The 22,125-nt window shown below is 63.5% G+C and carries 19 protein-coding genes and 1 pseudogene; 18 read left to right on the top strand and 2 right to left on the bottom strand.

The features are described from left to right. Window position 1 precedes the first annotated feature (1 nt). The 12 genes from GQE99_RS12100 (at window position 2) to GQE99_RS12040 (ending at window position 9,123) form a co-directional block, all read left to right on the top strand. Window positions 2-775, top strand: coding sequence for a thiazole synthase (locus GQE99_RS12100; RefSeq protein ID WP_161351891.1), 774 nt, complete (start codon window positions 2-4; stop codon window positions 773-775). Beyond that, window positions 772-1,368, top strand: coding sequence for a thiamine phosphate synthase (locus GQE99_RS12095; protein WP_161351890.1), 597 nt, complete (start codon window positions 772-774; stop codon window positions 1,366-1,368). The genes GQE99_RS12100 and GQE99_RS12095 overlap by 4 nt, the downstream gene beginning before the upstream one ends. Further along, window positions 1,365-2,330 (top strand): HesA/MoeB/ThiF family protein, encoded by a 966-nt coding sequence (locus GQE99_RS12090; protein WP_161351889.1) that lies wholly within the window; start codon window positions 1,365-1,367, stop codon window positions 2,328-2,330. Before GQE99_RS12095 ends, GQE99_RS12090 begins: the two co-directional genes overlap by 4 nt. A gap of 20 nt (window positions 2,331-2,350) precedes the next feature. Further along, complete coding sequence (locus GQE99_RS12085) at window positions 2,351-3,286, top strand: ABC transporter substrate-binding protein (protein ID WP_161351888.1); 936 nt, start codon at window positions 2,351-2,353, stop codon at window positions 3,284-3,286. Beyond that, window positions 3,283-3,954 (top strand): TenA family protein, encoded by a 672-nt coding sequence (locus GQE99_RS12080; protein WP_161351887.1) that lies wholly within the window; start codon window positions 3,283-3,285, stop codon window positions 3,952-3,954. Before GQE99_RS12085 ends, GQE99_RS12080 begins: the two co-directional genes overlap by 4 nt. Beyond that, window positions 3,930-4,697, top strand: a complete 768-nt coding sequence (locus GQE99_RS12075) for an ABC transporter ATP-binding protein (RefSeq protein ID WP_202530773.1) — start codon at window positions 3,930-3,932, stop codon at window positions 4,695-4,697. The genes GQE99_RS12080 and GQE99_RS12075 overlap by 25 nt, the downstream gene beginning before the upstream one ends. Continuing rightward, window positions 4,676-5,329, top strand: a complete 654-nt coding sequence (locus GQE99_RS12070; protein ID WP_161351886.1) for a TenA family protein — start codon at window positions 4,676-4,678, stop codon at window positions 5,327-5,329. Before GQE99_RS12075 ends, GQE99_RS12070 begins: the two co-directional genes overlap by 22 nt. Then, window positions 5,326-6,060, top strand: coding sequence for an ABC transporter permease (locus GQE99_RS12065; RefSeq protein ID WP_161351885.1), 735 nt, complete (start codon window positions 5,326-5,328; stop codon window positions 6,058-6,060). Before GQE99_RS12070 ends, GQE99_RS12065 begins: the two co-directional genes overlap by 4 nt. A 435-nt stretch (window positions 6,061-6,495) precedes the next feature. After that, window positions 6,496-7,302 (top strand): energy-coupling factor ABC transporter ATP-binding protein, encoded by an 807-nt coding sequence (locus GQE99_RS12055; RefSeq protein WP_235917214.1) that lies wholly within the window; start codon window positions 6,496-6,498, stop codon window positions 7,300-7,302. Continuing rightward, a complete protein-coding gene (locus tag GQE99_RS12050) occupies window positions 7,277-7,882 on the top strand; it encodes an energy-coupling factor transporter transmembrane component T family protein (RefSeq protein WP_161351882.1) in 606 nt (201 codons plus the stop codon). The genes GQE99_RS12055 and GQE99_RS12050 overlap by 26 nt, the downstream gene beginning before the upstream one ends. Before the next feature lie 21 nt (window positions 7,883-7,903). Further along, window positions 7,904-8,446 (top strand): biotin transporter BioY, encoded by a 543-nt coding sequence (locus GQE99_RS12045; RefSeq protein ID WP_161351881.1) that lies wholly within the window; start codon window positions 7,904-7,906, stop codon window positions 8,444-8,446. Further along, a complete protein-coding gene (locus GQE99_RS12040) occupies window positions 8,443-9,123 on the top strand; it encodes a nitroreductase (RefSeq protein WP_161351880.1) in 681 nt (226 codons plus the stop codon). Before GQE99_RS12045 ends, GQE99_RS12040 begins: the two co-directional genes overlap by 4 nt. Here the strand turns inward: GQE99_RS12040 and GQE99_RS12035 are convergent. Together GQE99_RS12035 and GQE99_RS12030 are read right to left on the bottom strand one after the other, a co-directional pair. Then, complete coding sequence (locus GQE99_RS12035) at window positions 9,116-10,219, bottom strand: thiolase family protein (RefSeq protein WP_161351879.1); 1,104 nt, start codon at window positions 10,217-10,219, stop codon at window positions 9,116-9,118. The genes GQE99_RS12040 and GQE99_RS12035 overlap by 8 nt on opposite strands. Then, entirely contained in the window at window positions 10,216-11,403 is a 1,188-nt protein-coding gene (locus GQE99_RS12030) for an AMP-binding protein (RefSeq protein WP_161351878.1), read from the bottom strand. The genes GQE99_RS12035 and GQE99_RS12030 overlap by 4 nt, the downstream gene beginning before the upstream one ends. A 456-nt stretch (window positions 11,404-11,859) precedes the next feature. On the opposite strand from GQE99_RS12030, the gene GQE99_RS12025 reads away from it, so the two are divergent. The 6 genes and pseudogenes from GQE99_RS12025 to GQE99_RS21575 all read left to right on the top strand — a co-directional run. Further along, on the top strand, window positions 11,860-13,044 hold the full coding sequence (locus tag GQE99_RS12025) for a hypothetical protein (RefSeq protein ID WP_161351877.1): 1,185 nt from the start codon (window positions 11,860-11,862) through the stop codon (window positions 13,042-13,044). Between the two features lie 889 nt (window positions 13,045-13,933). Next, window positions 13,934-15,625 carry a glycine/sarcosine N-methyltransferase gene (locus GQE99_RS12020; RefSeq protein WP_202530771.1) on the top strand — a complete coding sequence of 564 codons (1,692 nt, stop codon included), beginning with the start codon at window positions 13,934-13,936 and terminating at the stop codon, window positions 15,623-15,625. Between the two features lie 73 nt (window positions 15,626-15,698). Next, window positions 15,699-16,571 (top strand): methylenetetrahydrofolate reductase [NAD(P)H], encoded by an 873-nt coding sequence (metF, locus tag GQE99_RS12015; RefSeq protein WP_161351876.1) that lies wholly within the window; start codon window positions 15,699-15,701, stop codon window positions 16,569-16,571. A 14-nt stretch (window positions 16,572-16,585) separates the two neighbouring features. Beyond that, window positions 16,586-20,322 (top strand): annotated as a pseudogene (gene metH, locus GQE99_RS12010) (methionine synthase). Between the two features lie 62 nt (window positions 20,323-20,384). Then, window positions 20,385-21,575, top strand: coding sequence for a methionine adenosyltransferase (gene metK / locus GQE99_RS12005; protein ID WP_161351875.1), 1,191 nt, complete (start codon window positions 20,385-20,387; stop codon window positions 21,573-21,575). A 79-nt stretch (window positions 21,576-21,654) separates the two neighbouring features. Beyond that, the coding region (locus tag GQE99_RS21575; protein ID WP_407943793.1) for an adenosylhomocysteinase at window positions 21,655-22,125 on the top strand (471 nt) is incomplete at its 3' end.

Here is a 22,125-nt window from a genome sequence, read left to right as displayed (position 1 = left end):
TATGCCGACATTTTACGGCACCGAGTTCGCGTCCCGCCTGATGCTGGGCACCGCGCAATATCCGTCACCGGCCATTCTGGCCGACGCCTTTCGCCGATCCGGCGCAGGGATCGCCACCGTTTCGGTGCGGCGCGAGGCGGACGGCGGCGAGGCAGGCCAGCAGTTCTGGTCCTTGATCGAAGGGCTGGGGGTGGCACTTCTGCCCAACACGGCCGGCTGCCATTCGGTCCGCGAAGCCGTGACCACGGCCCAGATGGCTCGGGAATTGTTTGGCACCCCCTGGATCAAGCTGGAGGTCATTGGCCATGCGGACACGTTGCAACCGGATCCGTTCGGACTGGTCGAGGCGGCGCGGATCCTGACCGAGGACGGCTTTCAGGTCTTTCCCTATTGCACCGAGGATCTTGTGCTATGCGATCGGCTGCTGAACGCGGGTTGCGAGGTTCTGATGCCCTGGGGGGCGCCGATCGGCACCGGGCTGGGGTTGAACAATATCTACGGATTGCGGTCTCTGCGAGCCCACTTCGCCGAGGTTCCGCTCGTGATCGACGCTGGTCTCGGCCTGCCAAGTCAGGCGGCCCATGCGATGGAGTTGGGATTTGACGCGGTCTTGCTGAATACCGCGGTTGCCAAGGCAGGCGATCCCGCAGCCATGGCCGAAGCCTTTGCCGGAGCCGTCTCCGCTGGCGCCCTGGCGCATCAGGCCGACCCGATGCCGCCGCGCGACATGGCAGCTCCTTCCACCCCCGTCCTCGGAAAGGCGTTTCTGGAATGAACCTGCCCCGTTTCTATCCGATCTTCGACAATGTGCGCTGGCTTCGCCGGATGCTGCCGCTGGGTGTGAAACTGGTGCAACTGCGCCTGAAGAACCTCGCCGAAGCCGAACTGCGGGCGCAGATCGCCGAAGGGCAGGCGCGGTGCCGCGATCACGGGGCGCTGCTGGTGGTCAACGATTACTGGCAGATCGCCATCGAACTTGACTGTGACTGGGTGCATCTGGGGCAGGAAGACCTCGACACCGCGGAGATTGATGCGATCCGGGCGGCGGGGCTGAAGCTGGGGGTGTCCACCCATGACGACGTGGAATTGGACCGGGCGCTCGCCCTGAACCCGGATTACGTGGCGCTGGGGCCGGTCTATCCAACCATCCTGAAAAAGATGAAATGGCACCAGCAGGGGGTGGACAAGCTGACCGACTGGAAAGCCCGGGTCGGCGATGTTCCCCTGATCGCTATCGGCGGGATGTCCGCGGAACGGGCGCCGGGCGCCTTTGCCGCCGGGGCGGACGTGGTTTCTGCCGTGACGGACATCACGCTGAACGATGACCCCGAGGCCCGGGTTCGTGAATGGCTCGAGGCCACCGCGTGACCCGTTACGCCCGCCAGATCGCGGTGCCGGGGTTCGGCACCTCTGGGCAAGCGGCCCTGCGCGAAGCCCGCGTCCTCGTCATCGGCGCGGGCGGGCTTGCAGCGCCGGTGCTGCAATACCTGGTAGGCTCAGGGGTCGGATTTATTCGGCTGGTCGATGCTGACACGGTGTCGCTGTCGAACCTGCACCGCCAGACTCTGTTCCGGGAGGCAGACATCGGTCAGCCCAAGGCGCAGACCGCCGCCGGCCATATGGCCGCGTTGAACCCAGAAACGGTGGTGGAACCCCTTGGTATCAGGTTCGATCCAGCCATCGCTCCGGGCCTGCTTGAAGGAATGACGCTGGTGCTCGACTGCGCCGACAGTTTCGCGGCCAGCTATACCGCCAGCGACGCTTGCCAGCGCATGGGGGTGCCGCTGTTCTCGGCCTCGGTCGTGGGCACAGACGGCTATTGCGGCGGGTTCTGCGGGCCGGCTCCGTCGCTGCGTGCGGTCTTTCCCGACCTGCCGGAACGGCTGGGCAGTTGCGACACCGATGGTGTGCTCGGCCCATCCGTTGGCGTGATCGGTGCGCTGCAGGCGCAGATGGCCTTGGCGTTTCTGGCGGGCGACACGACGCCATTGGGCCGGATCGTGACCTATGATGCCGACGCTTTGCGTTTCGGTGGTTTCCGCTTTGACGCCGCCCCGGAGCCCGTTGACGGTCCGCGTTTCATTGCTGCCCGGGACATAGCCCCCGGCGACTTCCTGATCGACCTGCGCGGCGCAACCGAACCCGGCCCGGAGCTTCCTGCCGCCATTCGGCGCACCGTCACCGACTTCGGCCCGGACGGCCCATTCCCCGCCCCGGGCCAGCGTGCCGTTCTGGCGTGCCGGTCCGGCCTGCGCGCCTGGCAGGCGGCTGAACGGCTGCAGCCCCATTGGGACGGCGACATCGTTCTGATCGCCCTCGGCGACACGTAACCAAAACCGGAGACACGTTGATGAAGAAAATATTGCTTTCGGCCCTGTTGCTGACCGCCCCGCCCGCGTTCGCACAGGACAAGATGACGCTTCTGCTCGATTGGTTCGTAAACCCCGACCACGGGCCGATCATCGTGGCGCAGGAAATGGGGTTCTTTGCTGACCAGGGGCTTGAGGTCGAGGTCGTTGCCCCCGCAGACCCGTCGGACCCTCCGAAACTGGTGGCGGCAGGACAGGCCGACCTGGCGATTTCCTACCAGCCGTCCCTGCACCTGCAAGTGGCCGAGGGGCTGCCGCTCGTGCGCGTCGGTACGCTGGTGGCGACGCCGCTCAACTGCCTTCTGGTGCTGGCCGACGGTCCGGTGAAAGAGGTCGAAGACCTGAAGGGGGGCAAGGTCGGCTTTTCCGTGGCTGGGGTCGAGGAGGCGCTGCTTGGCGCCGTCCTGAAGACGCACGGGCTTTCGACGTCGGACGTGGAGCTGGTGAACGTCAACTGGTCGCTCTCGCCATCGCTGATGTCAGGGCAGGTCGACGCGGTCATCGGCGCCTATCGCAACTTCGAGCTCAACCAGATGACGATCGAAGGCGTCGAAGGAAAATGCTTCTACATCGAGGAAGAAGGCGTTCCGACCTATGACGAACTGATCTACGTGGCCAACCCTGGCACGATGGACCGCGGCATGATCCGCCGCTTCCTGCGGGCCACGGAACTGGCCACCCAGTATATCGTGAACCACCCGCAAGAAAGCTGGGACGTCTTTTCCGGCACCTCCAACGAGTTGCAGGACGAGTTGAACGAAATGGCATGGGCCGACACGCTGCCGCGCTTCGCCCTGCGCCCGGAAGCGCTGGACGAAGCCCGCTACGCGCGGTTCGAAACTTTCCTTTCGGAGTCCGGTCTTGTCGAGGGCACTCGCCCTGTTGCGGATTTGGCCATCGATCTGGGGGAAGAATGACTTACGGCACCACATTCCCGCTCTGGCGGGCAGCGGCGGGCGAGCATTGGCCCGCCTATGCCGATCACGCCTTCGTTCGGGGGCTGGCCGATGGCAGCCTGCCGCGGACGGCCTTTCTGCATTACCTGGTCCAGGATTACCTGTTTCTGGTCCATTTCAGCAGGGCCTGGGCGCTCGGAGTGACCAAGGCGGGAACGGTCGCGGAGATGCGCCTTTGCGCGGCGACGGTAAACGCGCTGATCAACGATGAAACCACACTTCACGTCGAGCTTTGCGCCCGCGAAGGCATATCCGAGGCGGAGCTTTACGCCGCAGAAGAGCGGCCCGAAAACATCGCCTACACCCGTTATGTTCTGGACGCCGGCCATTCGGGCGATTTCCTCGACCTGCTGGCGGCATTGGCGCCCTGTGTCTTGGGCTACGGAGAGATCGGCGCGCGGCTTCTGGCTGGTGGCGGAGGCGGACCTTATTGCGAGTGGATCGCCATGTATGGCGGGCAGGAGTATCAGGATGTCTGCCGCAGTGTCGGCGAACTGCTGGACGGCGCGGTTGCCCGCCGATTGGGGGCGTCGCCCACGGAAAGCCCCCGTTGGGAGTCCCTCTGCAAGGGTTTCACCACGGCCACCCGGCTTGAGGTTGGCTTTTGGGACATGGGCTTGACCCCGTGAAAGATGCGCCGTCGCTTGTCCTGAAAGGCAGCGCGGCCTTCGACGGGACGCCGCTCTTTGCCGACCTGTCGTTCACGGCCCCGGGCGGGTGCTGGACCTGCCTGTTGGGGCCATCAGGCGTTGGTAAATCCACGATCCTGCGCCTGCTTGCCGGACTCGCGGAGGGCGCCACTTTCACGGGGCGGATGCAGGCCGGCGACGGCGGCCCGTTGCAGGGGCGCATAGCGCTGATGGCGCAGGACGATCTGCTGCTGCCGTGGCTGACGGTGGAGGCCAATGTCACGCTTGGGGCGAGGCTGCGCGGCGAGACCCCCGACCGAGTACGCGTGGGCCAGGTGCTCGAACAGGTGGGGTTGGGCGACCTTGCCGCCCGCCGCCCGTCCGAACTCTCGGGTGGGCAGCGGCAGCGTGCAGCGCTTGCCCGAACGCTCATGGAAGACCGCGCGATCGTTCTGCTGGACGAGCCGTTCTCGGCGCTCGATGCCCGTACGCGGGCTCGGATGCAGGAACTGACGGCCGCCACCCTGGCAGGGCGTACCGTGCTGCTGGTCACCCACGACCCGGGCGAGGCCGCTCGGCTGGGCGACAAGATCGTGGTGATGACCGAGGCGGGTCTGCATGATCTGCCGCCTCCGCCGGGCGCCGTGCCGCGACCGGTCGGCGACCCCGACACTTTGACCGTGCAGGCCCGCCTGCTGGAAATTCTGAGGAAAGACGAGACATGCGCCCCACTGACGACCTGAAATCACGCGTCCAGAACGACTGGACCGCCGCCACCGATCATCCTTTCACTCGCGCGCTGGCAGATGGCAGCCTCGCGCCGGAAAAGATGGCGGGCTACCTGCAACAGGATTACCTCTTCCTCGATGGTTTCGTGCGGCTGCTGGCGTCGGTAATTGCCCATGCGCCCACATTGGAGGATGCCGTCCCGGCCGCGCAGTTTCTGGCGCTGATCACAGGGCCCGAGAACACCTATTTCCTGCGCAGTTTCGACGCATTGGGTGTCCGCGCAGACGCCCCGGCGGCATCCGAGGCGCGGGCTTTTCAGGATCTTATGGCCGAAGCGCGCCATAGCGGGCGCTATGAATGCATGCTGGCCGTGCTCGTGGTGGCGGAATGGAGCTATCTCGAATGGGCAACGCCGTTTGCAGGGCGCGTGGATGACCTGCCATTCTGGCTGGGAGAATGGATCACGCTGCATACGGGCGACGCGTTCGCGGACGTTGTCGCGTACCTGCGCGGTCAGCTGGATCAGGTCTGGCCCGGGCTGAGCGCTGCCGAACGGGCGCATGCCGAAGACCTGTTCATCCGTGCCGTGTCGCTGGAGCGGGCCTTTTTCGATGCCGCGGAGGCCGGCTTCGACGTGGCCCGATGACCGGCGCACGCACCCTGCTGATTTCGGCCTTCCTGGGGTTGGCGCTCTGGCAGGCCGTGGTCATGATCACGGGTCTTCCCCGGTTCATCCTGCCGGGGCCGGCCCTGGTGGCCGAAACCATGTGGAAAAGCCGCGCTCTGCTGGCCGAAAACGCGCTTGTCACCATGACGGAAGTGCTTATCGGTCTCGTCCTCGGCACCCTGCTGGGGGCGGTATCTGCCATTGCGCTGGCCGGCTCGCGGACGGTGCGACACCTGGTGCGCCCGCTCCTGGTGTTCAGCCAGGCTATCCCGGTCTTTGCGCTCGCGCCCATCCTGACGCTGTGGTTCGGCTATGGCCTTGGGTCCAAGATCGTGATGGCCCTGATCATCATATATTTTCCCGTCACTTCGTCATTTCTGGATGCGCTCTTGCTTCCCCATCACGACTGGGTGGGTCTGGCCCGGGTGATGGGGGCCAGCCGAGCAAGGGTCATGTGGCACATCCGCATCCCGGCTGCATTGCCCGGTCTCGCCAGTGGGCTTCGGCTCGCGGCGGTTTACGCGCCGATCGGGGCGATCATAGGCGAGTGGGTCGGCTCTTCCAAAGGTTTGGGATACCTGATGTTGCTGGCCAATGGCCGCGCGAAGACCGACCTGATGTTCGCGGCCCTGGTCGTGCTGGCAGTCCTGACGGTGCTCTTGCACGCCGCTGTGGGCTGGGGTGCTCGGACGCTGCTGGAGCGGCGCTGAACCAAGGCTGCTATGCCACTTTTTCGCCGTGTCACTCCGCCAAAACTATCTCGGCATAATTCCTTGTAACTCATTGAAATCGTCAATGATGGCTCGGAGCCACCGCCTTGTGTGTATATGTGGAATTTATGCAAGGTAGACCTCACGGACGTGTTCCGTGACCCCTGCCTGCTCCCAGGCTTCGAAAGCAAGCGCTTGCAGGACAGTTGTCGGGTTGTTCGTGATCACCGCAGCTCCATGGTAGATTAACCGTGCTTGGTCACATGGCTGCCATGCCGTTTTGCGACGACGAACTTTCGGGTTGCATCCAAAGTTGACGTAAGGTCAATTCTGGGCCTGTAATCCATGAAAGGCAATGCATGTTCTACATGCAACGCGACACACCGCGCGTCCGGTCCGTCGGTCTCGGACACGGTTGATGCACAAGGTTCGGACTTGCGTGACGCCTCCTACGCGACAAAGACGGAAGAAACTCCCATTCATGTGACCCCAATCAACAGGCCCACGGCAGGAGTGGTGGTAGCACCAGAACTCGCGCTGCAGGACGTCTCGGTCCAGTTGGGAGACGTGGATGTCCTGTCCGATGTGTCGTTTCGCATGCGGGAGCGCCGGATCGGCATCGTCGGGCGCAACGGCTCGGGCAAGACGACGTTGGCAAGGGTGACCTCGGGCTTGCTGCCCCCGTCTAAAGGCACGGCCCACATTGACGGCGCCAACATGGCACGCGACCGGAAGGCGGCGCTGCGTGCGGTGGGCATCCTGTTCCAGAATCCCGACCACCAGATCATTTTCCCGACCGTCGGTGAGGAGATCGCCTTCGGGCTCATTCAACTCGGCCGCAGCCGGGAAGAGGCCGCGCGTGACACGGCCCATATTCTGGCACGGTTCGGCAAGACCGACTGGCAGGGTGCCGCGACACACGCGCTTTCACAGGGACAGAAACAGCTGGTCTGCCTGATGGCCGTTCTGGCGATGGAGCCACGCTTGATCGTGCTCGACGAACCCTATTCCGGGCTCGATATCCCGACACGAATGCAGCTCATGCGCTACGTGGATACGGTCCAGGCGACCGTGGTGCAGATCACCCACGATCCAGAGAGCGTGCGACATTTCGAACGGGTCATCTGGCTCGATCGTGGCACGATCCGGATGGATGGTCCGGCAAATGAGGTACTGGCCGCGTTCGAGCGGCAGATGGCGGCGTGGGGGCAAGACGATGATCTCTCTGACCTCACCGGTTGAAACCTGGGCGCACCGTGTTCGAGCCGGCGTGAAGCTCGCGATCCTGTCGGCGGCGACGGTGGCACTATTCGCGCTGCAGGACCCCGCGTGGCTCGCATTGTCGCTCGTGGGGGCCGCGGCGCTTGTCGTAAGCGGGGGGTGGCGGTTCACCCGTTCGGCCCTGCGAAGCCTGAGGATACTGATCCCATTCCTGCTCTTGGTCGCTGCCTGGCACGGTGTCACGGGAGAATTCGAGGCAGGGCTCGTCGTCGCGCTGCGGCTGCTCGCGGCCCTCACATTGGCGAATTTCGTGACGATGACGACGCGACTGACCGACATGGTGGCGGTCGCCGCGGTCCTGCTCGCGCCCTTGCGCCGGCTGGGCTTTTCGACGCGCGCTTTTGAACTCTCGATCGCCCTCGTTATGCGGTTTACCCCGGCAATCGCGCAGAAGGGCGGACGCCTGGCAGAAGCCTGGCGGGCCCGCTCGGTCCGGCGGGTGGGCTGGCAGATCGTGATGCCCCTTGCCGCAACCGCGCTCGATGACGCCGACCAGGTTGCCGAAGCGCTTCGTGCGCGCGGTGGCGTGGACCCCACCTGATGGAAACGCAACGGAGGAACTATGGAACGTAACCTTGCTCACATCGCCCTTTTTGCCGCGTTGATCGCGGCCCTTGGCCTGATCCCTAAATTCACGTTGGCCTTCGGTGTGCCGATCACCGCCCAAAGCATGGGCGTCATGCTCTGCGGCACCATTCTGGGTGCAAAACGCGGCGCCCTTGCTGTGCTCCTGTTCCTCGTCCTCGTCGCCTTGGGGCTGCCGCTTCTGGCCGGCGGCCGCGGCGGTCTGGGCGTGTTCGCCTCGCCCTCGGTCGGTTTCCTGATCGGCTGGCCGATCGCGGCCTTTGTCACGGGCCTGATCGTCGAGCGCTGGAACGCCCCGATCCTGCCGGTGGCCACGTCGGCGGCGATCCTTGGCGGTGTCTCCGTGTTGTATGTCTTCGGCATTCTCGGCATGGCCTACATGCTGGACAAGACCATCCCGGCCGCTGGTGCGCTGTCGCTCTCCTTTATCCCCGGCGACCTGGTCAAAGCCATCGCCACCGGTCTGATCACCGCGGGGCTCGCCCGGACGCGCCCGGCAAGCATCCTGTCACGCGGATGACGCTGACCCCGGCAGAGACATTGTTGTTCGCGCGCCACTCGGTTCGGGCGTTCACGACCGAGCCGGTGCCGCGCGCGGACGCGGAACGGATCCTGCGGGCGGCCCGGTCGGCCCCGAGTGGCGCGAACCTTCAGCCCGGTCGGTTTCACTTGTTGACCCGGGCGCCGCTCGCGTCGCTCGGCGCAGCGCTGACGGCGGCCGCTGAAAATGGTCGTCCTCCCGTCGCGGAATACTCCTACTTCCCCCAACCGATGCCACGTGAGTTGAAGGAGAAGCAGAAGGCGGCGGGATACGCGCTCTATTCCAGCCTCGGGATCGGGCGGCGCGACATTGCCGCGCGTCGGTCGCAGTTCGACAAGAACTATCGGTTCTTCAATGCGCCCGTGGGTATTGTCGTGACGATCCACCGGGATATGGGGAAGGGATGCTTCATGGATCTTGGCATGGCACTCATGGCGCTGATGGTGGCAGCCGAGGGCATGGGGTATGCCACCTGCGGGATCGGTGCGCTCGCCAATCATGCCGACGTGGCGCACGAACACCTGGCCTTGCCGGCCGAGGAATTGGTTGTCTGTGGCATGGCATTGGGTCGGGCCGACCCGGAAGCTGCAGTCAACGCGGTCCGCACCGCGCGGGATGACCCCGAGGAATTCGCGACATTTCGCGGGTTCAGCTGACGGAAAACATAACGGCAGTTCCCAAGCCGCCAGCCGCAGCAATGGCGGCCAGCCCGGTGCCTCCACGTTGTTTGAGTTCATGGAACAACCGCACGGCGTTGATCGTGCCTGACACACCGACGGGGTGACCGCGGGCTAGACCACCGCCGCCAGGGTTTACGATGGTGGGATCGAGCCCCGCGCCATGGACACAGGCGATGGCCTGCACCGCATAGGCCTCCATCACCTCCGCGACGGCCAAGTCGCGTGCGGCCGTGCCCGTGCGGTCCAGAAGGGCATGGATCGCGGCGACCGGGGCGAGACCGGGCAAGTCCGGCTCCGCGCCCAGCGTTACCCCGCCCCGGTAGGCCAGGCCGGGATCCGGTAGTTGGGCGGCCACGCGGTCCGATACGAGCAGGCAGACCGCCGCGCCGTCGGCCGCGACCGCCGCGTTGGCCGCGGTGATGCTGCCGGAAAGGCGCGGCGCGCGGGCGGCCAGCTTTGGGGTCAGATTGCGAGTGAAGGCGTCACGGTCCCAGCCGGCAAATGGCACCAGTTCTGCAGACATGTCTGCAGCGCGAGCCTTCCTATGGCTCTCAATGGCCCAGTCGTCCTGGACAGCGCGGGGCACGCCGCTGGCAATGGCCAATGCCTCCGCCGCGTCATCCATCTCCGGATCGCGATCAGGCCAGGGCGTAAAGGGCGGCCGCTCATAGGCAACGGGGGCGCCGCCATCGGGATCGGTGCGCAGACGAAGCGGGCGGCGGGTATAGCTTTCGACCACGCCAGCGGCGATGACCTCCGCCTGGCCCGCGGCAATGAGGGCCGCCCCAACCACGAGTGCATCGAGCCCGCCGCAACACTGCCGGTCAAGCGTGAGCCCGGCGACACGCTCAGGCAGGCCGGCGGCCAAAGCGACGCGCCGGGCTGGGTTGCCGCCCGCGCCGAGCGCGTTTCCGAGCACAACGTCATCGACCGCATCCGGCGCCAGGCCGGCGGCGGCCATGACACGCGTCAAGACAGGTGCGCAAAGGTCATCCAGCTCAAACCGCGACAGGGCGCCCCCGCGGGGAGCGACAGGCGTGCGTAACGCCGCGATGACACGGACCCCGGTCATTCCCTGGCCTCGATGAGGTGTGTCGCCCGCGCCAGATCTGGCTTGCCCGAAGTAGTCACAGGAAAGTCCTCTGCCACGAATATCCTGCGCGGTGCCACAAGTGGGACGAAGCGCTGGCGACTGGCCCGTAAGAGGTCGTCCACCGTCATGTTTTCTGGCAGTGCGTCGATCAGAGCAACGAGCACGGTGCCGCGGTTCTGGTCGCGGCGCGGTAGCACCGCGGCATGGGTCACGCCTTGGTGGGACAGAAAGAACAGCTCGATATCTTCGGGGAAGACGTTTTGATCGGCAATCGTGACCATGCGGTTCTTGCGCCCGGCGATGCTCAGGCTGCCATCCTCGGCAAGGTGGCCGGCCTCTCCCACCGTGACGAAACCTTCATGCCACTGTGTGTCCGGGCTTTCACCCTCGGCGTATCCTTCGAACAGGTAGGGGCTCTTCACCCAGATCGTGCCAAGGTCCGCGCCGGGTGGATCGATGCGGATTTCGACGCCCGGATAGGCCGGGCCGACGCTGCCCTCCGGCCCGGCCCCGTCGCTCCAGGCGATGAAACTTGTTTCGGCTGCGCCGTAGAATTCGGTTACGGTCGCATTCGGGGCAAGGCGTTGGACCTCATGGCGAAGGTCCTGGCCCATGCGACCGCCACCACACAGGACATGGCGGAGCGTTGGCAATTCCCGACCGACGCGCGCCAGAAGCCGCAACTGCGTTGGGGTGGCATAGAGCACGGTCGTGCCTCGGTCCGCGAGTCCCGCCGCCTGGTGTGCTGGTCGCAGACCGGCAAGGTCAACTATGTCCGCACCGACATGGGCGGCTTCGACAATCGCGTAGAGCGCGAGGGAGTGAACTGGGCGGCCGAGGATGCCGTAGACGTCGGTCAGCCCAAGCCCAAGGTGGTCGCGATTGACCTCGAAGCTCGCGATCCACGAGCAATGGGTTCGTCGGATCGTCTTGGCCGGACCGGTCGTTCCGCCAGATCGGATACGAAGGTATCCAGCCGTGCCGCCCACAACGGGTGAAATCCCGTCGGGCGTGACCGAGAATTCTTCCCCTGCACGTATCGCATCGCGCAATGCGAGAAGGTCTCCTGAACCCGCCCTGGTCAACGGAGTGGTTGCGTCATGCCAGTGGAACGCTGCTGGCTGCGCCGGGTCGAGCGGTAGGGGGCGCTCCGGTTTCGTCATGGAGGGTTAGTTTCTTTCTGCGAACAGCGTTCAGCTTAGCAGGTCACCTGCTCCAACACTATGGAGCCAAAGTCGGATCGGCAGAATGCTCGGCGGTCAAACGGCCAGTTTGCGACTTGGCGACCAGTTTTCGAGGGGGCGAGCTAGGATGCTTTCGTGGGTACCACCGTGCGGGGGGCAAGCAGGTAGGTGTGAAAGCATGCGCCGCTGTGTGACGAATACACGTGCATCCTGAAGTTTCTGGTCAGGGCACAAATTGTCAAATGGGCGGGGAGCGGGCGTTCGTTGCGGTTCAGACGAAGGTCTGCAACGCGGACGAAACCGCCCTTGCGAGCAGACCTCTCAACGACTGCTCCCGGCCCTTTCAGAAAACAAGCCACTGATGGCAAAAGCGTTGCGCAAGAGCTATTGTCCCGGCGCAGCAACAGCAGACTCAGTGAATGAACCGGGCAATCATTGGCGTACTACGAACAGGATTTCAAAGAGGTCGCGCATTGTGGTGCTAACACCACCATCCGCATCGCATGCGATGCTGAAGGACGAAAGAGCGCGGCATTCGGAATTGTTGGCCGCAGTCCGGGGCCGATGACTGCCGTCGGTGTCTACATTCTGCTTCCCCATGGCATTCCAGTGTCTGATTTCAAAATGGGAGGAATTGGCCAACCGTTCGACCCACCGCCACCGGAAGGATGTGTCCCGGCAATTCTTGGCTCTGACTCATTGGGGTGCTGGGGCCACCAATGCCCGCAATGCAGTGGCTACTTCCGAAATGGACACCACGCGGCAATTTATCCGCAGACCTGCCCTTATTGCGGCTTAAGGGCTGCGGCCTTTCAGTTTCTCACGCCGGCACAGCGAGAGTTCCTCGCACACCTAGCGAAGACGTTGGAGGAAGAACTTTCTGCACCCGACGAAAAGGGGACAGAACGGCAGGTTGAAATCGACATGGAAAGCCTCGTAAGGCAGGCCGCAGATGAACAAAAGCCGGATTTCTACTATGCCTCGCAAACCCAACAGACCCGATACAACTGTGAACACTGTGGAGAATTTAACGATATAAGAGGCCTCTATGGTTACTGCGCCGCCTGTGGGTGGCGGAATAATGTCCAGATACTAGCGGGTCGGCTTGAGGGAATAAGGCAGTCCTTAAATGACGAACAAACGCAACCGGAGGCTGCAGTAGGCCAAAGCGTTTCGGCGTTTGATGCAGCGTGCCGCGACTATTCCAATCAACTCATACGCCGCATCCCCATGAAGCCCGCAAGGAAAGAAGCGCTTTCTCGATTGGTCTTTCATGACATTGAGTCGGAAACGTTCAAGCGTCTTAAAGAATACTTCGACCTGAATCCCCTCAAGGGAATTTCGGACAAAGACTCTCTATTTATTCGGCTCATGATGGAGCGGAGGCACGTCTATGAGCACAATGCGGGCGTCATCGACCGTAGATACATCGACCGTAGCGGTGATGAAGGAGCAGTAGAAGGGAACCTACTACGTGAAAACCGCGAAAACGCCCACCGACTGATTGGTTTGCTTGCTCGTATGGCGAGCAATGTTGACAAGGATTTCCACGAAATTTTCACGCCAACCGAGTGGCCAATCAAATACTTCGAAGAGCGGCAAAAAAGGGCACAACGGTAGCGTCCTTAGGCGGCCATTCGTACACAGTGCATTGTTGTTGAGAAAGGCTCGAAGCAGCCGTTGCCGCTGCCAGCCACCAACGTCCGCACTGGGCCGAAAGCCACCACTGTTACCAAGGGTAGGAAGGCAGAAAGGCAGCTCTCCGCGCCGAAGCCGCCGGAGGGCCGCTCAACGAGCGATCAATGTCGGAGATCGGGCGCGGCGGATATGCTTCCTGAAGGCCCGTGAAGGTGCGCCGTTTGAAATTGCTCGAACAGTGCCCAAAGGGGGCGCACCTTCGACCGACAGGTCGCAGAACGTCTAGACCGTATCGCCTTACTGAACGGCGACACGTTGCTCGGGCGCCCGTATTCCGAAGTGGCGGATCGGTCCATCGGGCAATGGGGAAATTCGGCCGTCAGCCGGGTCTTGCAACAGCGCCCCGGACAGTCGCGGTTTGGCGCACTCCCGAGCAAAATTCTCCCCATCGCGGTGCAAGGATTCCTTGCTGAGTTTCGCCCACGTCGGTCGATAACGATCAATGCTCAAAGAATGTGCATTGTGGGAATAAGAAACTTTTCAATGTTTCGAATGCTTTGACAAGCGAAGTATCGATCCGCGAGAAAAAGTCGCATACAGACCTTGTAGTGTCGTTTTGATCTGATGTTAGGTAGAGCCATACTTGGCCGGGTTGGACAAAATTTCGATAAGACGAACGATCCGACGACGCGACAAGGGCGAGAAGCCCCCGGTCACAAAGGATCAGATGGATCCTGCCCGCGCATTAGCGTGCGGATAGATGACGACGATCACGACGGCGACGCCTCCGGCATTCTGCTCCGCGGAATCCGGCAGTTACTCTGCGCCCGCCCCCCCCCGGCCTGCCGTCATCCGGACATTGGAGACAGACATGACAAGCGACGTCGCAAGCAATGCCGAACTCACCATGACCCAGCAGGTCTACAGTGATGACCCTTTGGCAGACCGCCAGACGGGGCATTACCGCATGGAATACGTCACGAGCTTTGTCGACAAATGGGATGAATTGATCGACTGGGCCGGACGGGCCGAAAGCGAAGGTCAGTTCTTCATCGACATCCTCAAGGCTCGCGGCAAGGAGCGGGTTCTGGACGTGGCCTGCGGTACCGGCTTTCACTCCGTCCGACTGACCAAGGCAGGGTTCGACGTCACCGCGGCCGACGGGAACGCGGCCATGGTCGCCAAGGCCTTCGAAAACGGGCAGCGTCACGGCCTCATCCTGAAGACCGCGCAAGCGGATTGGCGCTGGCTCAACCGTGATATTCACGGCAAGTACGATGCGATCATTTGCCTGGGCAACTCGTTTACGCATCTGCACGAAGAGCAGGATCGCCGCCGGGCGCTGGCCGAGTTCTATGCCGCGCTCAAGCATGACGGTGTGCTGATCCTCGATCAACGCAATTACGATGCGATGCTCGATCACGGGTTTTCGAGCAAGCACAAGTATTACTACTGCGGCGACCAGGTGGTCGCCGAGCCGGATCACGTGGACGAGGGGCTGTGCCGGATGCGCTACAGTTTTCCCGACAAATCCGAGTTCACGCTCAACATGTGCCCGATCCGGAAGGATTACATGCGCAACCTGTTTCGCGAAGCCGGGTTCGAACGGGTCCGCACCTATGGCGACTTCCAAGAGACTTATGCCGAGGATGAGCCGGATTTCTTCATCCACGTTGTGGAGAAGTCCGCGCTGCACGTGAGCCGCTGGGGCGGTGATGGTGGCACCGAAGAGGCGGACATCCGCGATGTCACCGAAACCTACTACGACAGCGACGATGCTGACACCTTCTATTCCACGATCTGGGGGGGCGAGGACCTGCATATCGGGCGGTACGCCACGACCTCCGACATCCGGGGCGCCAGCGACCTGGCGATCGACGCGATGATCGACGCTCTGCCCGAGTTGAAGCCTCAGTCCCGGGTACTGGACCTTGGCGCAGGCTACGGCGGCGCGATGCGCACCCTCGTCCGGAAAACGGGCTGCGAGGCCGTTTGCCTCAATATCTCCGAGACCCAGAACGAATATAACCTTGGCAAGGTGCGGGCCGCTCGTCTGCTCGACAAGATCAGCATCCGGCACGGTGCTTTCGAGGACGTTCCGGAAGCCGACGACAGCTGCGACGTGGTCTGGAGCCAGGACGCTTTCCTGCATTCCGACCAGCGTGACAAGGTGCTGGCCGAAGCATGGCGCGTGCTCAAACCCGGAGGGCACCTGATCTTCACCGATCCGATGCAGGCGGATGACGTGCCCGATGGCGTGCTTCAGCCGGTCTATGACCGCCTTCAGCTCAACAGTCTCGGCTCGCCGCTCTTCTATCGCGAAACCGCCGAAGCGCTTGGCTTCGAAACCGTGCAACAGGAAGACGCCCTGGCGGATCTGCGCACGCATTACCAGCGGGTCCGCGAGGAACTGCTCGCACATTACGATCTGCTACGTGAGAAGGGATGTTCGACAGAGTATCTCGACAAGATGGCGCTCGGTCTCGCGAACTGGGTCAAGGCGGCGGATGACGGGCACCTTGCCTATGGCATCCAGCACTTCCGCAAGCCCGCGAGGCATTGAACCGACAGCCGGAGGCGCATGACGCCTTCGGCACCTCGCCGATTACCCGATCACCCAGATGGAGAACCGGTACATGACAGGTCTGTCCGACGATGTGTCGATTTCCTTCGAGCTCTTTCCGCCAAAGACCGACACCGGGGTCGCGCGTCTTCGTGAAAGCGTGGCGCAGTTAAGTGCTGCTGATCCGAACTATTTCTCGGTCACCTACGGTGCAGGGGGCACGACAAGAGACAGAACGGCGCGCATGGTCGACATGGTCAGCAACCAGACAGGACGGCCCGTGGCGCATCACCTGACCTGCGTGGGTGCCAGCCGGGCGGAGATCGACCGCCAGGCCGAAGCGCTCTGGGCAAAAGGTCTGCGCCGGATCGTCGCCCTTCGCGGTGACCTGCCAGACGGGGAAACCGTGCCGGCGGATGGCTACCGCGATGCCGCGGAACTGGTGGGCGCGCTGCGCTCAGTCGGCGACTTCGATGTTTCCGTCGCAGCCTACCCGGAGGTGCATCCCGAGGCCTCGAGTGCGGAGGGCGACCTCGACCACCTGAAACGCAAGTTGGACAACGGCGCTGCCCGCGCAATCACCCAGTACACGTTCGACACCGACACGATCCTGCGCTTCATCGACCGCGCCCGCGCGGCGGGGATCGAAGCGCCGATCGTGCCGGGCATCATGCCGGTCGCCAACTTCGCGAGTCTCAGGAGATTCTCGGAAGGCTGCGGCGCTTCGATCCCGGACTGGATGTTCCAGATGTTCGACGGTCTGGATGAAGCGCCGGACACGCGCGCGATGGTGGCGACCTGCGCGGCCGCCGAGCAGTGCCGCCGTCTGATGGAGGCAGGTCTTACCGAGTTCCATTTCTATACGCTCAACCAGCCGAAAGTGAGCCTTGCCGTGTGTCGGGCCCTGGGCCTGACACCGGACATACCGGCCGAGACCGCGGCCTGAAGGACTTGATGCCAATGACCAAGACAAACGACATTTCGACCGCCGCCGCGCAACGCATCCTTGTGTTGGACGGGGCGATGGGGACGATGATCCAGCAGCAGAAGCCCGACGAGGCCACCTACCGCGGAGAGCGGTTCGCGCAGCATCCCAGCGACGTGGCGGGCAACAATGAGCTTCTGTCGCTGACGCAGCCCGATATGATCCGACGGATCCACGAGGAGTTTCTCGCCGCCGGAGCGGACATTCTCTGCACCAACACCTTCGGGGCGAACGCGATCAGCCAGGCGGATTACGGCATGACCGATCTCGTAGTGGAAATGAACAGGGAATCGATCCGCCTCGCGCGCGAAGCGGCCGACGCCGTGGCCACGCCGGATCGCCCGCGCTGGGTTGCCGGCGGGATCGGTCCGACCAACCAGACGGCGAGCATTTCGCCCGACGTGAACGATCCGGGCTTTCGCGCGGTCTCATTCGACGAACTCGCGCAGGCCTATGGTGAGGCGGCGCGGGCCCTGATCGAGGCCGGCGCCGACCTGCTCTTGATCGAGACGATCTTCGACACGCTCAACGCGAAGGCCGCGCTTTTCGCAATCGACAGTCTTGCCGACGAGGGTGTTCGTATCCCGCCGCTGATGATCTCCGGCACGATCACCGACCGATCGGGCCGCACGCTGACAGGTCAGACGCCCGAGGCCTTCTGGGTGTCGATGAGCCACGCACGCCCGTTTTCCATTGGGTTGAACTGTGCACTGGGCGCCGGCGAGATGCGTGCCCATGTGCGCACACTTTCCCAGGTGGCCGACACGCGGGTCAGCGCCTATCCCAACGCCGGCCTGCCGAACGAGATGGGTGGCTATGATGAAACGCCCGCAGAAACGGCAGCCCACCTGGGCGAATGGGCGGACTCGGGTCTCGTGAACATCGTGGGCGGCTGTTGCGGTACGACGCCCGAGCATATCCAAGCGATCGCGAAAGCCGTCGAGGGCAAGGCGCCCCGCGAGGTGCCGGAAAAGGTCAGGCACATGCGGCTGAGCGGGCTGGAGGTGTTCGAAATGCAGGGCGCCGACAGCAGGGAGGGCGCGGCATGACAACGGGCGTTGCCAACTTCATCAATATCGGCGAGCGGACCAACGTCACCGGTTCCGCGCGCTTCAAGAAGCTCATCATGGAAGGGGACTACGCGACCGCGCTGGACGTGGCCCGCCAACAGGTCGAGAACGGCGCACAGATCATCGACGTGAACATGGACGAGGGCCTGCTCGATTCCGAAGAGGCGATGCAGACCTTCCTCAATCTCATCGCTTCGGAGCCGGACATTTCCCGTGTGCCGGTCATGATCGACAGCTCGAAATTCGAAGTGATCGAGGCCGGGCTGAAATGCGTGCAGGGCCGTGCCGTCGTCAATTCCATCTCGCTCAAGGAAGGCGAGGCCGCCTTCCTCGAACAGGCCCGCACCGTGCGCCGCTATGGCGCGGCGGTGGTTGTCATGGCCTTCGACGAGAATGGTCAGGCCGAGACCGCGCAACACAAGTTCGAGATCTGCCGGCGGTCCTACGACCTTCTGATCGAGAAGGCGGGCTTCGAGCCGTGGGACATCATCTTCGATCCGAACATTTTCGCCGTGGCGACCGGTATCGAGGAACACAACGACTATGCCCGCGCATTCTTCGATGCGACGCGCCTGATCAAAGAAGCGATGCCGGACGTTCACGTATCCGGCGGGCTGTCGAATGTCTCCTTCAGCTTCCGCGGCAATAACGCCGTGCGCGAGGCGATGCACTCGGCGTTCCTTTACCACGCGATTCCGCTGGGCCTCGACATGGCGATCGTCAACGCCGGGCAGATCACCGTCTACGATGACATTCCCGAGGAATTGCGCGAGCGCGTCGAGGACGTGTTGCTCAATCGCCGCGACGATGCGACGGAACGGCTTCTGGACATCGCCGACAAGTACAAGGGCACGGGTGAAGCCTCCAAGAAGGAGGATCCGAAGTGGCGTGAGCAAGCTGTCGAAAAGCGGTTGGAGCACGCACTGGTGCACGGGATTACCGACTTCGTGGTCGAGGATACGGAGGAGTGCCGGCAGCGCGCGGAGAAGCCTCTCGACGTGATCGAGGGGCCGCTGATGGACGGCATGAACGTGGTCGGCGATCTCTTCGGCGCGGGCAAGATGTTCCTTCCGCAGGTCGTGAAATCCGCGCGCGTGATGAAGGCTGCCGTGGGGCATCTGCTGCCCTACATGGAAGAAGAAAAGCGTCTATCGGGTGACACTTCCGCCAAGGGCAAGGTCGTGATGGCGACGGTGAAGGGCGACGTGCACGATATCGGCAAGAACATCGTTGGTGTCGTCCTGCAGTGCAACAACTACGATGTCGTCGACCTCGGGGTCATGGTGCCGGCCGAGGACGTCCTGGAGACCGCCAGGACGGAGAAGGCCGATATCATCGGGCTCTCCGGGCTTATCACCCCCTCGCTTGACCGGATGGTCGACGTGGCTTCCGAGATGACGCGGCAGGGTTTCGATCTGCCGCTGTTGATCGGGGGTGCGACCACTTCGAAGAAGCATACAGCGCTGAAGATCGCGCCCGAATACGCGCACGGCGTTATCCATGTCGATGACGCGTCCAAGGCCGTGGGCGTGGTCTCCAAGCTCCTTTCGAAAACGGCGGCGCCCGACTACCTGGCGGACATCGAGGCCGAGCAGGATAAGACACGCTCGGGGGCAGCCGGGAAGGGAGACCGGCCGACGGCAAGTATCACCGAGGCGCGTGCCACGAAATTCGACGGTGGATGGGAAGACTATCGCCCTCCCGCACCGCAGACTCCGGGACTGACCGTGATCGATGACATGGGTGTCGGTGAGCTGCGCGAGTTCATCGACTGGACGCCTTTTTTCAACACCTGGGAGATGAAGGGCAAGTTCCCGAGGATTTTCGAGGATCCCGACAAGGGGCCCGCCGCAAGGGAACTCTATGACAACGCCCAGGAGATGCTCGACCGGATCCAGGCAGAAGGCTGGTTCCGCCCCCGTGGTGTCGTGGGCCTCTGGCCGGCCAATGCGCAGGGTGACGATATCGTGGTGTGGTCGGACGAGCGCCGCGAGACGGTACGGGCGCGGATGCCGCAACTGCGACAGCAGCGCAACAAGACGAATGGCACCGCACAGATGTGCTTGGCCGACTTCGTGGCGCCAGAGGGTACCGAGGACTGGGTGGGCGGTTTCACCGTCACGTCCGGTGGCGAGGTGCATGACCTGGCCGAGCGGTTCAAGGCCGAGGGCAACGACTATGACGCGATCATGGTGCAGGCTTTGGGCGACCGGATCGCCGAAGCATTCGCCGAGGCGCTGCATGCGCGCGTGCGCCGCAGCCTCTGGGGCTATGCCGCGGACGAAGCACTCGACAACGAAGCACTCATTCAGGAGGCGTACCGGGGCATCCGCCCCGCGCCGGGTTACCCGGCGTGTCCCGACCACACCGAGAAGCGCACGCTTTTCGACCTGCTCGACGCGCCCGCGCATACCGGTGTGGAATTGACGGAATCCTTCGCCATGTGGCCCGCGGCGGCGGTCTCCGGCCTCTACTTCTCACACCCGAACGCGGCGTATTTCGGGATCGGCCGGATCGGCCCGGATCAGGTCGCAGACTATGCCAGGCGGAAGGGCATGGAAATCGCCGAGGTGGAAACTTGGCTGGCGCCGAGCCTCGCCTACCGTCCCGACAAATCTACGGCGGATCGCAAGATCGCCTGATCCCAGCAAATGCCATTTGCCAAGAACGAACCCAACCCCACTGATGTGGAGAAAGGAACGAGATGAGCGACAAGAGCTGGCTCTTTACCAGTGAATCGGTGTCGGAGGGGCATCCTGACAAGGTCTGCGACCGGATTTCGGACGCTGTGCTGGATGCTTACCTCGCCGCGGACCCGCAATCGCGCGTGGCCTGCGAGACATTGGCGACGACCGACCACGTGACCATCGCCGGAGAGGTGCGCGGCCCCGAAAGCGTCCTCAAGGATGTCGAGGAGATTGCCCGCGCGGCCATCAAGGATATCGGTTACGACCAGCCGGGCTTTTCCTGGAAGGACGTCGAGATTGTCTGCCGTCTGCATGCCCAGTCCGCGGACATCGCAATGGGGGTCGATGAAGGCGACAAGGGCGAGGAAGGTGCCGGCGACCAGGGCATTATGTTCGGCTACGCCTGCAACGAGACCGAGGAGCTGATGCCGGCGCCGATCCAGTTCGCGCACCGCATCCTGCGCCTCATGGCTGAGGACCGCAAATCCGGCAAGACGCCGGAATTCGGCCCCGACGCGAAGTCTCAGGTCACGCTCAAATACCAGGACGGCAAGCCGGTCGGCGTCGACACGGTCGTCGTCTCGACGCAGCACCTCGAGGGCGTCAGCCAGGACAAGGTCCGCGAGCTGGTGAAGCCCTACATCGAGGGCGTCTTCAAGGACGAAGGCTGGGATCTGCCCGCCGACGACAAGCTTATCGTGAACCCCACCGGCAATTTCGTGATCGGCGGTCCCGACGGGGATGCGGGGCTCACGGGACGCAAGATCATCGTCGACACATACGGCGGTGCGGCCCCCCACGGCGGCGGCGCCTTTTCGGGCAAGGATCCCACCAAGGTGGACCGTTCGGCGGCCTATGCGGCGCGCTATCTGGCAAAGAACGTCGTGGCCGCGGGTCTGGCCGACAGGTGCCAGATCCAGCTCGCCTATGCCATCGGCGTGCCGGAGCCGGTCGCCGTCTACGTCGAGACATTCGGCACCGGCAAAGTCGACACAGAGAAGCTCGGCCTGGCCCTTCGCAAGATGGTCCGCCTCACGCCGCGTGGCCTGCGCGAGACCATGGGCCTGCTGAAGCCGATCTATACGCGTACCGCGGCCTACGGCCACTTCGGTCGCCCGGTGGACGCCGATGGCGCCTTCGGCTGGGAACGGACGGACCTCGCCGAGGACCTGGCAGCCGAGTTCGGCCACAAGATCGCGGCCGAGTAACCGGCCACCTTCCCGCAATATACCGACCGCCGGGCGATCGCGCCCGGCGGCATAGTTTCATTGGAAAAGAGGACGAGACATGCCTGCAGAAGACATGGCCCGCATGGAGACCGATCACAAAGTCAAAGACATTTCGCTCGCCGCATTCGGGCGCAAGGAGCTGGATATCGCCGAGACCGAGATGCCGGGCCTGATGGCCTTGCGCGAGGAATACGGTGACAGCAAGCCGCTCAAGGGCGCGCGGATCGCCGGGTCGCTTCACATGACGATCCAGACCGCCGTTCTGATCGAAACGCTCGTCGCGCTGGGGGCCGACGTGCGTTGGGCGTCGTGCAACATCTTCTCGACCCAGGACCACGCCGCGGCGGCCATCGCCGAANTCCAGTTCGAGGAAGGCGGCTGCAACATGATCCTCGACGACGGCGGGGACGCGACCATGTACATCCTCATGGGCGCACGCGTGGAGGCCGGTGAGACCGACCTGATCGAGACGCCGACCTCGGAGGAAGAGGAATACCTCTTCAAGCAGATCAAGAAGCGTCTGCAGGAC

Origin of the sequence: Maritimibacter harenae (genome assembly GCF_009882975.1) — a bacterium.
Taxonomy (GTDB): Bacteria; Pseudomonadota; Alphaproteobacteria; order Rhodobacterales; family Rhodobacteraceae; genus Maritimibacter; species Maritimibacter harenae.
The sequence above is the reverse complement of the archived record's forward strand: the minus strand, read 5'-3'. Positions and strand labels throughout refer to the sequence as shown.